The organism is Craterilacuibacter sp., assembly GCF_051659485.1.
Classification (GTDB): Bacteria; Pseudomonadota; Gammaproteobacteria; order Burkholderiales; family Chromobacteriaceae; genus Craterilacuibacter.
Window position 1 is genome coordinate 1 of the sequence record NZ_JBOFOO010000015.1, and the last position, 10,401, is coordinate 10,401.

9 protein-coding genes are annotated in these 10,401 nt (G+C 57.4%); 4 read left to right on the forward strand and 5 right to left on the reverse strand.

Annotated features, from left to right (window positions below):
* Together ACRC1E_RS00410 and ACRC1E_RS00415 are read left to right on the forward strand one after the other, a co-directional pair.
* The coding region (locus ACRC1E_RS00410; RefSeq protein WP_438513131.1) for an RNA-guided endonuclease InsQ/TnpB family protein at nucleotides 1–756 on the forward strand (756 nt) is incomplete at its 5' end.
* Nucleotides 757–1,035: 279 nt separating this feature from the next.
* Nucleotides 1,036–1,587, forward strand: a complete 552-nt coding sequence (locus ACRC1E_RS00415) for a hypothetical protein (protein ID WP_438513132.1) — start codon at nucleotides 1,036–1,038, stop codon at nucleotides 1,585–1,587.
* A gap of 3 nt (nucleotides 1,588–1,590) precedes the next feature.
* On the opposite strand, the gene ACRC1E_RS00420 is transcribed toward ACRC1E_RS00415, so the two are convergent.
* Entirely contained in the window at nucleotides 1,591–2,316 is a 726-nt protein-coding gene (locus ACRC1E_RS00420) for a 16S rRNA (uracil(1498)-N(3))-methyltransferase (RefSeq protein WP_438513133.1), read from the reverse strand.
* A 120-nt stretch (nucleotides 2,317–2,436) separates the two neighbouring features.
* On the opposite strand from ACRC1E_RS00420, the gene ACRC1E_RS00425 reads away from it, so the two are divergent.
* Nucleotides 2,437–3,228, forward strand: a complete 792-nt coding sequence (locus ACRC1E_RS00425) for an inositol monophosphatase family protein (protein ID WP_438513134.1) — start codon at nucleotides 2,437–2,439, stop codon at nucleotides 3,226–3,228.
* 1 nt (nucleotide 3,229) lies between these two features.
* Here the strand turns inward: ACRC1E_RS00425 and rarD are convergent, their stop codons facing one another.
* Nucleotides 3,230–4,132 (reverse strand): EamA family transporter RarD, encoded by a 903-nt coding sequence (rarD, locus tag ACRC1E_RS00430; protein ID WP_438513135.1) that lies wholly within the window; start codon nucleotides 4,130–4,132, stop codon nucleotides 3,230–3,232.
* 244 nt (nucleotides 4,133–4,376) lie between these two features.
* Here rarD and ACRC1E_RS00435 point away from each other — a divergent pair, with 244 nt between their 5' ends.
* Nucleotides 4,377–7,862, forward strand: coding sequence for an indolepyruvate ferredoxin oxidoreductase family protein (locus tag ACRC1E_RS00435; protein ID WP_438513136.1), 3,486 nt, complete (start codon nucleotides 4,377–4,379; stop codon nucleotides 7,860–7,862).
* Between the two features lie 115 nt (nucleotides 7,863–7,977).
* On the opposite strand, the gene pyrI is transcribed toward ACRC1E_RS00435, so the two are convergent.
* From pyrI to ACRC1E_RS00450, 3 genes are all read right to left on the reverse strand, one after another.
* On the reverse strand, nucleotides 7,978–8,436 hold the full coding sequence (pyrI, locus tag ACRC1E_RS00440) for an aspartate carbamoyltransferase regulatory subunit (protein WP_438513137.1): 459 nt from the start codon (nucleotides 8,434–8,436) through the stop codon (nucleotides 7,978–7,980).
* Between the two features lie 29 nt (nucleotides 8,437–8,465).
* Entirely contained in the window at nucleotides 8,466–9,386 is a 921-nt protein-coding gene (gene pyrB / locus ACRC1E_RS00445; protein WP_438513138.1) for an aspartate carbamoyltransferase, read from the reverse strand.
* A 458-nt stretch (nucleotides 9,387–9,844) separates the two neighbouring features.
* Nucleotides 9,845–10,401 (reverse strand): phosphoenolpyruvate carboxykinase domain-containing protein (locus ACRC1E_RS00450; protein ID WP_438513139.1); only part of this gene is annotated, 557 nt, incomplete at its 5' end.

The window sequence follows — 10,401 nt, forward strand, 5'->3', positions numbered from 1 at the left end:
AACGTCACCGTCAGCCTGCACGCGGGCAGGTGGTTTGTATCCATCCAGACCGAGCGTGAAGTCGCCATCCCGCTGCCGAAAGGCGGCATGGTCGGTATTGATGTGGGCATCGCCCGCTTTGCCACCTTGAGCGATGGCAGCTTCATCGCCCCGGCCAACAGCTTCAAACTGCATCAAGCCCGCTTGCGTAAAGCGCAGCAGGCGTTGAGCCGGAAAACCCAATTCTCGAACAACTGGAAGAAGGCGAAAGCCCGCGTCCAGCAGCTCCATGCCCGTATCGGCAACGTCCGCAAAGACTTCCTGCACCAAGCCTCAACCCGCATCAGTGAAAACCAAGCGATTGTCTGTGTTGAGGATTTGAAAGTGCGGAATATGTCGAAGTCAGCAGCCGGCAGTGTCGAACAACCTGGACGCAATGTGCGGGCTAAATCCGGCCTGAACAAAGCGATCTTGGATCAGGGATGGGGCGAGTTCAGGCGACAACTGGACTATAAGCTGGCGTGGAAAGGTGGATACCTGATTGCCGTACCACCGCACCATACCAGCCAGACTTGCCTGGCCTGTGGCCATGTGTCGGCAGAAAACCGCCAGACCCAAGCCCTGTTCAAATGCGTGGACTGCGGCTACGAGAATCATGCCGATACCGTCGGCGCGATCAATATTTTAAGGGCGGGACACGCCCGGCTAGCCTGTGAAGTGAGTGGTGCAGCAATGCCACCAGCAGCAGGAACTCACCGAAGCGAGCTGGCCGCGTAAGCAGTCAGACGCAGTAGGAATCCCCGTCCTTTCCAGCCTCAAGGCTGGCTCGCGCAAGCGAGAGGGCGGGGAGGATGTCAACGGTCACAAGATAGAAGGCAAAAAGCCATCCTTTTTCAAGGATGTGCAATTCCTGCTGATAGGTCCGGCCTGGACGCTTTCGCACCTGTTTCGCGCCCTGCACCTGAAAATGTAGCCTCCGGCAAGCGGGATACGCCGCAATAGGGTGGCCGGCTCGGGTATACTGGCTGGGCCATTTACCGCAGGTAACATCGTCGCATGTCCGGACCTATCGTACGCTATTTACCCATACGCTTCGCCAACGGCAGTTCCATCAGCCGTTTCGCCAAAAATTGCCCGCAATGCAAGACGCTGGTGCAATCAGAAAACATGGATGGCGAAGCTGCCATGGTGCAAAACCGCCTGTTTATCGTGGCACTGGCGCACTGCCCGTCTTGTAAAGCCGAATTCAAGGTCAGCTGCGTCATCACCGACGACAAGCGGGTACATAAAGCCTCGCTGCCACAATGGCTGCTGCTGCTGTGGCTGCGTCAGGCAACACCTGCCAATCTGCCGGTACAGGATGCCAAGGATTGGGACATGGAACCGGCGAATGCCCCGCCAGCGGTGCAGGGCATACAACTGCCGCAGGGCATGGAGCCCGTTCCCTCCGCCGATATTATCGGCCGCTATGAAAATGCCCCCATCCCCGCCACCTTGCAATGCGGCAGCCGGCATTTTGTCTTCGATCGCGTCCAGCCGGTCAGCAGTGCGGTACTCGCCGGCAATGAGTTGCTGTTTGCCGGCAATCTGGTTTACCGCGAGGCCTGAGGCTCAGCAGTAATCTCCCCAACGCGTCTGTACGGCGGCAACCGCCGCCAATGCTGCCGTTTCGGTACGCAGTACGCGCGGCCCCAGCCGTAGCGGTGTCCAGCCCGATACCAGCGCGGCTTGCTCTTCCTTTTCAGAAAACCCGCCTTCCGGCCCGGCCATCAGCCATAGCTTTTGCGGCGCATTCGCCAAGTCTGCCAGCTTGCGCTCGCCCAGCGGCGACAGAATCAACCTGGCGTCGGCCTCGGGCAACTGTGCCAGCCATTCTTTCAGCGTCAGGATGGGGCGGACTTCGGGAATGGTATTGCGCCCGCACTGCTCGCACGCCGACACCACGATTTCCTGCCAGCGCTCGACCCGCTTTTGCGCGCGCTCACCGGACAGGCGCACGATGGAACGCTCGGTCGATAAGGGCTGGAAGACACTGACCCCCATTTCAACGCCCTTTTGCAGGGTAAACTCCATCTTGTCGCCGGCAGAAATGGCCTGTGCCAGCCCCAGCCATACCGGGCTTTCACAACTGGCGCCCAGATGCTCCCCTATCCGGCAGCACGCTTCGCGCTTGCCCAAAGCCAGCAAAGTGGCCGGATATTCGCCCCCCTGGCCATTGAACAAGGTGATGATATCCCCTGCCTGCAGGCGCAAAACCTGGATATGGCGCACCACCACCTCCGGCAATGAAAATTCCTGATCGGATAAAAGTGGCGTGTCGACGTAAAACCTTGGCATTATTGGGTCATCCCGTGATAAACATTCAGAGCGGGTCTTTTACCCGCGCTGCAATATAATGAGTCCGCTATTATAGCGTTCAGCCGGTGCTTGACCGGCATCGTACAAAGGGCTGCCAGTATGCATGTTGTCGATCAGGTGATCAGTGTCGTGCGCGAAGTCGCACAAACAGAAGTCATGCCGCGCTTCCTGCACGTCGGGTCCAGCCGCAAGGATGACGGCACACTGTTCACCGAAGCCGACCTCGCCTGCCAGCAGGCACTCGCCAGGCTATTGCCGGAAATACTGCCCTATCCGGTACTGGGCGAGGAAATGACGCCACAAGAACAGGACACCCTGTGGCAAGAAAACCCGGAGGGCTTGTGGGTAGTCGATCCCATCGATGGCACCACCAACTTCGTCAATGGCCTGCCCTATTTTGCCATTTCGGTAGCCCTGATGCGTCATGGCAAAAGTGAGATCGGCGTGATCTATAACCCGGTTTCGGACGAGATGTTCTACGCCAAACGCGGGCTGGGTGCCTACCTGAACGGCAGCCGGCTACCGCTCAAACAAACGGCAAAGCCGATCTCGGACGCCATCGCCAGCATCGATATCAAGTATCTGCGCTCGGCACGGCTGACCTCCCGCATCCACAGTGTGGCCCCTTGTGCCAGCCAGCGTAATATGGGCTCCAGTACGCTGGACTGGTGTTATCTGGCCAGCGGCCGTTACGACCTTTATTTACACGGCGGGCAAAGGCTGTGGGACTACGCCGCCGGCGCCATCATCCTGCAAGAAGCCGGCGGCAATATGGCTACGCTGGAGAATGACAACTACTGGCAAGGCCCGCTATGGAAGCGCTCGGCGATTGCCGCCATCAACCCGGCCCTGTTTAGCCAATGGCTGGGATGGGTACGCGGCAATCAGTGATTCAGGTGCGGCGCGTGCGCAAGGCACTAAACAGGCTGGCACCGGAATACAGTAGCAAGGCGCTCCAGATCAGGCCGTAACCCAACATGCGCGTACCGGTAAACGGCTCCTGATACAGCCAGACACCCAGTAAAAACTGCATGGTCGGCGACAGGTATTGCAGCACGCCCAGTGTCGACATGCTCAGGCGGCGCGCACCGGCACCAAACAGCAGCAACGGAATGGTGGTCACCACTCCGGCACCGAGCAGCAACAGATTGATATCTGCCGCAGCATGGCCGAATACCCCCACCCCCTGTCCCTCGAACCACAGCAAGGCACCCAGTGCTAGCGGGAACAGTAGCCAGGTTTCCAGCGCCAGCCCTTCCAGTGACGGCAGATGTGCGGTCTTGCGCAGCAAACCGTAAATGCCGAACGAGATCGCCAGTATCAGCGCAATCCATGGCAAGGTCCCCACACTGAATGTCAGCCAAGCCACACCCAGCGCCGACAGCCCGACGGCTATCGTCTGTATCCGCGTCAGATGTTCCCCCAGCACCAACCGCCCCAGCAACACATTCACCAGCGGATTGATGAAGTAGCCCAGGCTGGCCTCTATCACCCGGTTATGCGTGACCGCCCAGATATACACCAGCCAGTTACACGACAGCATGGTGGCTGAAACAGCCAGCAAGCCCATGCGCCGCTTGTCGCGCAGCGATTGCGCCAGCCAGCCCCATTGCCCGCGCACGGCCAGAATCATGGCGAGCAGCAAAGCAGACCAGACAATGCGGTGACACAGAATCTGCAAGGCGGAAACATCTTGCAGCGGCTTCCAGTAGAGCGGAAACAAGCCCCAGCACAAGTAGGCGCCAGCAGCAAAACCCAGCCCCTGGCGGGTACTGGCAGTCGGTGAGGAGTTCATGGCGAGCCGTCATATTTTTGGTGTCAGCCGCCACATTAACACATATGAATACCCTGCCCCACGCCATGCGGCACTGGCACACAAACCACAAACCGTAGCGATAAAGGTCAACAATTTTGCCCTTTAGCGGCGGCTTATCTATCTTGCTGATGAATCACCGTACAGACGCTACAACTAAACCATGGCTCACAAGGCCGGGTTCACAGACCTCCGCGCCACAAGCGCCCATTAGCAAGGAGTCGCCATGACCATGCGGCAAGCCGGACTGGAAGACAAATATACCGCGTCAAGCGGCGAAGTCTTGATGAGCGGGATACAGGCGCTGGTGCGCCTGCCCATGATGCAGCAGTCACTTGACCTTGCGGCGGGCCTCAATACCGCCGGCTATGTCACCGGCTACCGCGGCTCGCCGCTGGGCAATGTCGATACCGCGATGCAGGCGGCCGCCAGCCACCTGCAAGCCAGCAAGGTGCTGTTCCATGCCGGACTGAACGAGGATCTGGCCGCTACCGCAGTCTGGGGAACCCAGCAGCTGGGTTTGTTCGAAGGCGCCAAGGTCGAAGGTGTCTACGCCATGTGGTATGGCAAAGGCCCCGGCGTCGACCGCTCCGGCGATGTGATCAAGCATGGCAATGTGGCCGGCAGCAGTGCACACGGCGGGGTTCTGCTGGTATGCGGCGATGACCATGCCGCCAAGTCTTCAACCTTCCCGCATCAGTCCGATCATATTCTCGCGGCCAGCATGATTCCGGTACTCAGCCCGTCCGGGGTGCAGGAAGTGCTCGACTTCGGCCTGCATGGCTGGGCCATGAGCCGCTACTGCGGCTGCTGGGTTGCCCTCAAGGCCATTACCGACACCATAGAAAGCAGTGCCATTGTCGATGTGTCACCCGGGCGCTTTCAGTCGGTGCGGCCCGACGACTTTCAGCTGCCTGCCGACGGCCTCAATATCCGCTGGCCCGATCCGCCATTGGCCCAGGAAAAGCGGGTACTGCACTACCGCCTGTATGCGGCTCTGGCCTATGCCCGTGCCAATCATCTCAACCGTATCACGCAGGACTCGCCGGCGCCGCGACTGGGCATCATCACCACCGGCAAAAGCTACCTCGATGTGATGCAGGCATTAAGCGATCTGGGCATAGACGAGGCGCTGGCAGCCGACATCGGCCTGCGCATTTTCAAGGTCGGCATGGTCTGGCCGCTGGAGCCGGAAGGCGTGCGCCACTTTGCCGAGGGGCTGGAAGAAATACTGGTGGTAGAGGAGAAACGCCAGATCATCGAATACCAGCTAAAAGAGCAGCTGTATAACTGGCGCGAGGATGTACGCCCGCGTGTGGTGGGCAAGTTTGCCGAAAAAGGCGAATGGTCGCTGCCGCATGGCGAGTGGCTGTTGCCCGCCGCCGGAGAGCTGACGCCGGCGATGATCGCCCGCGCCATTGCCAGCCGGCTGGCTGCCATCGTCGACAGCCCGCTGATACAGCAGCGCCTGCAGTTCTATGCCGATAAAGAAGCCCAGCTCATCAAGCCACGCGCCAATCTGGCTAGGGTGCCGCACTATTGCTCGGGCTGTCCGCACAACACCAGCACCAAGGTGCCGGATGGCAGCCGGGCGCTGGGCGGCATCGGTTGCCACTATATGGCGACCTGGATAGAACCGCACACCCAGACCTTCAGCCAGATGGGGGGCGAAGGCGTGGCTTGGCTGGGCCAAGCACCTTTCACCACCACGCCCCATGTGTTTGCCAATCTGGGCGATGGCACTTATTTTCACAGCGGGCTGATGGCTATCCGTGCAGCCGTAGCCGGCAATGTCAATATCACCTACAAGATCCTGTACAACGATGCGGTCGCCATGACCGGCGGCCAGCATGTAGACGGCAAGCTGGACGTACCCATCATCACCCGCCAACTGGCGGCCGAAGGGGTCGCCCGTATCGTGATTACCAGTGACGAGCCGGAGAAATACCATGCGGCACATGGCCTGCTATCGACACTGGCACCCGGCGTAGAAGTCTTTCACCGCCGCGAGATCGAGCGCCTGCAACTGGAGTTGCGCGTCATGCCCGGTGTCACCATCCTGATTCACGACCAGACTTGTGCCGCCGAAAAACGCCGCCGGCGCAAGCGTGGCCTCTATCCCGATCCGGCACGGCGGGTGTTTATCAATGAGCGCGTCTGTGAAGGCTGCGGGGATTGCGGTGAAAAATCAGGCTGCCTGTCGGTGATCCCGGTGAAAACGCCGCTAGGGCGCAAGCGCATGATAGACCAGTCCAGCTGCAACAAGGATTACAGCTGCCTCGAAGGCTTCTGCCCCAGTTTTGTCACTATCGAAGGCGGCCGCCTTAAAAAACCGGATGCACAGCAATACGATATGGCCAGCCTGCCCCCACTGCCGGCCCCTTCCCTGCCTCCGCTCAACACCCCCTACAGCATCATGATTACCGGTATAGGCGGCACCGGCGTCGTGACCATAGGTCAGGTACTGGGCATGGCGGCCCATCTGGACGGCAAGGCCATTACCGTACTGGATATGGCCGGTCTGGCACAAAAAGGCGGATCGGTGTGGTCACATGTGCGTATTGCCAGCCGGCAAAGCGAACTTTACGCCGTCCGTATTGCGGCAGGCGATGCCAATCTGGTGCTGGGCTGTGATCTGGTTGTCAGTGCATCGGAAGAAACGCTGGCCAAAATGCGTAGCGGCTTCAGTTATGCGGTGATTAATAGTTACCAGGCGCAAACCAGTGCTTTTTTAACCCACCCCGACCAGATCTTCCCGGCCCATTCGATGACAGAGGCCATTACCGAAGCCGTCGGCCCCGGCCATTATTTCGAGCTCAATGCCACCCGCCATGCAAGCCAACTCATGGGGGATGCCATCGCCAGCAATATGTTCATGTTGGGTTGTGCATGGCAGCAGGGGCGTGTGCCCTTGAGTGAAGCCGCCATTCTGGAGGCCATTCATATCAACGGTGCCGCCGTTGCCTTCAACCAGCAGGCTTTTCAGTGGGGCCGCCATGCCGCACAGCATCCGGAACTACTGGCACGCATGCTCAATCCGGGCCGCGTGGTGGAATTTGTTTCACGTGAAACGGTGGAGGGCACGCTGAAACAATACCGTACGCTACTGACCGCCTATCAGGATGCGGCACTGGCTACGCGCTATCGCAAGCTGGTCGAGCAGGTGCAACAGGCGGAACAATGCATCAATCCGGCCAGCAAGCGGCTGACATTGGCCGTGGCTCGCAGTTATGGCCGACTGTTGGCTTACAAGGATGAATATGAGGTCGCACGACTGTATAGCGATGGAGAGTTCATCAAACAGCTGGCAGCCAATTTCGAAGGCGACTATCGTCTGGTGCTGCATCTGGCACCGGCATGGCTCGCCAAGGAGGGTAAACAGAAAAGGGCATTTGGCCCATGGATGCTCAAGGCTATGCACTGGCTGGCCAAGCTTAAATACCTGCGCGGCTCTATTTTTGACCCTTTTGGCTACCAGCACGACCGAAAGCTGGAACGCCAACTGATTAACCTGTTCGAACAGCACATCGCAACGCTGCTACCTTTGCTGAATGCCGGCAATCTGGAGCAGATCTGCGAGCTGGTGTGCAGTTTCGATACCATACGCGGCTTTGGCCATGTCAAACAGCGCAACTACCGCGTGGTTATCGATAAAATAGCTCTCCTGCTGAACGACTTGCAACAGCAGCAAGGCAAGCGTCGGGTGGCTTAGCCGGTCCGGCACACAACATAAAGGCGCCGCGGTGACCCGCGGCGCCTTTTGTCTTTTTTACACCGTCAAACGCGGCGCTTTATGATGCTGCTTCCCTCTATACCCTTCGTACGACTTAGCGCACTTCGGCAACAATATCCTTACTGAACACCTTTTCGCAATACTTACAGCGCATCTTTGTGTCATTTATATGGGCTTTAACATAGAAAAAGCTGCTAACCGGCTCATTATGCGAGATGCAGTTAGAGTTAGGGCAGGCAAAAATGCCCTCGATGGTCTCCGGCAACACCAGCTTGTGCTTTTTTACTACATCAAAATTTTCGATCACATTGACCGTTGCCTGCGGGGCAAACAATGCCAGCTCGTTGGCCTGCTCGGCTGTCAGCGCCACATTTTCGACCTTGATGATGTCCTTATTACCCATATGGCGGCTGATCAGGTTCAAACCGACCGTGACGCGCTCGCCGGTATCGGCCAGACGAAACAGACGCAAAATTTTCAGTCCTTGCCCGGCAGGCAAGTGATCGATGACAGTGCCTTCTTTCAGGGCTTCTACAGTGCGGGTGTATTGCATGGTGAGTCCTTTCTTGTATCCGGTTTTTATCAGACGGTTTCGTTCAGCACGAGGGACAACAATGCCTGACGTGCGTAGACACCATTCTTGGCCTGCTGGAAGTAATAGGCATACTGTGTAGCATCCACATCAACGGCAATCTCGTCGACACGCGGCAGCGGATGCAGAATTTTCAGGTTATCGCGCGCATTCTTCAGCATGTCGGCTTTGAGGATGTACTGGCCCTGTATCTTTTTGAATTCGGCTTCATCAAAGCGCTCGCGCTGCACGCGGGTCATATACAGCACGTCGATTTCCGGAATCACCTCTTCCAGGCTGCTGACCAGCGTGTACTTGATGCCCTTCTCGTCCAGCTCTTCGCAGATATAGTCCGGCATCGCCAGTGCTTCCGGTGCCACAAAGAAGAAATGGGCATTGAATAGCGACAGCGCCTGGGTCAGCGAGTGTACGGTACGGCCATACTTGAGGTCGCCGACGAAAGCGATCGTCAGGTTTTCCAGCGTACCCTGAGTTTCATAGATAGAGAACAGATCGAGCAGGGTCTGCGTCGGATGCTGGTTGGAGCCATCGCCACCATTGATGATAGGCACGGCAGAGAATTCACTGGCCAGTCGCGCAGCGCCCTCTTTCGGGTGGCGCATTACCACTGCATCGCTATAGTCGCCGATGATCTTCAGCGAGTCGGCCAGCGTCTCGCCTTTTTTGGCCGAAGTATTGCCGCCATCGGCAAAACCGATAATGGTGCCGCCCAAGCGCTGTACAGCTGTTTCAAACGAGAGGCGGGTGCGGGTAGAAGGCTCGAAGAAACAGCTGGCAATCAGTTTCCCCTGCAACAGATCATTGCGCGGCTCGCGTTTGAGACGGCCTGCGGTTTCCACGACAAGTTCCAGCTCCTCACGGGTAAAGTCAGGGATGGAAATAATGTGTTTGCGGTAGAGCGTATTTGTCATGGTATGGCTCCTGATTCCTGTCGCTTTGATGTTATTAGATGAAAAAAAAGCCCCTGAAAAATCAGGAGCTTTTCTTTAAAAAACAATAAGTCTGCCCGGGCAGAGGCAAGGTCGCGGACAAAACAGCAATAGCGCGTATCACCGCGTTAACTTGCCGATTTACTGTCTGATTACACGCCATTTCGCCACCCCCGAACAAACCGCGCAATTCTAATCGTAGTTATCACAAGACAGAAGCCCCATGTCGCATTAAAGACAAAAAAAGACTTAAAAACAACAAACAGATATAAAATAGCGCATATATATGCTTATAAAATAATTAATGGAATTTAATGCCTAAAAACCCATGCCAAGCGCTATTTTTCAATCCCCCCAACAAATCCAGCGGCTACCGGCCTGAAGCCGCCCATAACAAAAAAGCCAGGCATAAAGCCTGGCTTGCAGCAAAAGACTTGATATCAGCTTTCCAGTTCGGCACTCAAGCGCATGCATTGCGCGGTCAGATTAGCGGGCAGTCTGTCAGACAGTTTCGCCAGCCAGTCACCATGTGCCAGCACTTCTTTGCGCCAGGCTTCGATATCCAGTGCCATCAAGTTGGAGAACTGCTCGCGGCTGACTTCATCCAGACCATTCCAGTCAATATCGTCGTAGCTTGGCATCCAGCCCAGCATGCTTTTCTCAGCCTGAGCAGTACCTTGTACGCGACCGACTATCCACTCCAGCACACGCATGTTTTCGCCGAACCCCGGCCACAGGAAGCGGCCGTCATCATCGACGCGGAACCAGTTTACACAGAAGATGCCCGGTGTCTGGCTAAGCTTGCTGCCTATCTCCAGCCAATGCTTGAAATAATCACCCATGTGGTAACCGCAGAACGGCAGCATGGCAAACGGGTCACGCCGGGTCTGCCCCTGTGCGCCCATCGCGGCCGCCGTCGTTTCCGATCCCATGGTGGCGGCCATATACACGCCTTCGTCCCAGCCGGCGGCTTCAAATACCAGCGGTACCGTAGACG

What these genes read in the sequence shown, in the direction of transcription:
- ACRC1E_RS00415 (WP_438513132.1), top strand. Translation starts at nt 1,036, where the DNA reads ATGTCCGGACCTATCGTACGCTATTTACCCATACGCTTCGCCAACGGC.
- ACRC1E_RS00420 (WP_438513133.1), bottom strand. Translation starts at nt 2,316, where the DNA reads ATGCCAAGGTTTTACGTCGACACGCCACTTTTATCCGATCAGGAATTT.
- ACRC1E_RS00425 (WP_438513134.1), top strand. Translation starts at nt 2,437, where the DNA reads ATGCATGTTGTCGATCAGGTGATCAGTGTCGTGCGCGAAGTCGCACAA.
- rarD (WP_438513135.1), bottom strand. Translation starts at nt 4,132, where the DNA reads ATGAACTCCTCACCGACTGCCAGTACCCGCCAGGGGCTGGGTTTTGCT.
- ACRC1E_RS00435 (WP_438513136.1), top strand. Translation starts at nt 4,377, where the DNA reads ATGACCATGCGGCAAGCCGGACTGGAAGACAAATATACCGCGTCAAGC.
- pyrI (WP_438513137.1), bottom strand. Translation starts at nt 8,436, where the DNA reads ATGCAATACACCCGCACTGTAGAAGCCCTGAAAGAAGGCACTGTCATC.
- pyrB (WP_438513138.1), bottom strand. Translation starts at nt 9,386, where the DNA reads ATGACAAATACGCTCTACCGCAAACACATTATTTCCATCCCTGACTTT.